Raw genomic sequence first — 247 nt, forward strand, 5'->3', positions numbered from 1 at the left:
GCATTACCTGCCGCCTTATAGTCCAAATTTAAACCCAATAGAACGATTGTGGAAGGTGATGAATAAACATGCGAGGAATGGGCAATACTTCGCAACGACAAAAGAATTCCGACGAAAAATCACTGACTTTTTTAGCATCACCCTCCCCGATATTGCTGACACGCTCGGTGATACAATTAATGATAACTTTCAGAAATTAAAACCTGCAGTTTGAATTCACTTGAGTATTAAAGCTAAAACCCTAGAT

1 protein-coding gene is annotated in these 247 nt (G+C 38.9%); it reads left to right on the plus strand.

The window, feature by feature from the left end:
* The coding region (locus AAEZ02_RS23185) for a transposase (protein WP_351125536.1) at positions 1-214 on the plus strand (214 nt) is incomplete at its 5' end.
* Positions 215-247 lie beyond the last annotated feature (33 nt).

The sequence above is a fragment of the Shewanella sp. T24-MNA-CIBAN-0130 genome (assembly GCF_040310185.1).
GTDB classification, from domain to species: domain Bacteria; phylum Pseudomonadota; class Gammaproteobacteria; order Enterobacterales; family Shewanellaceae; genus Shewanella; species Shewanella psychromarinicola.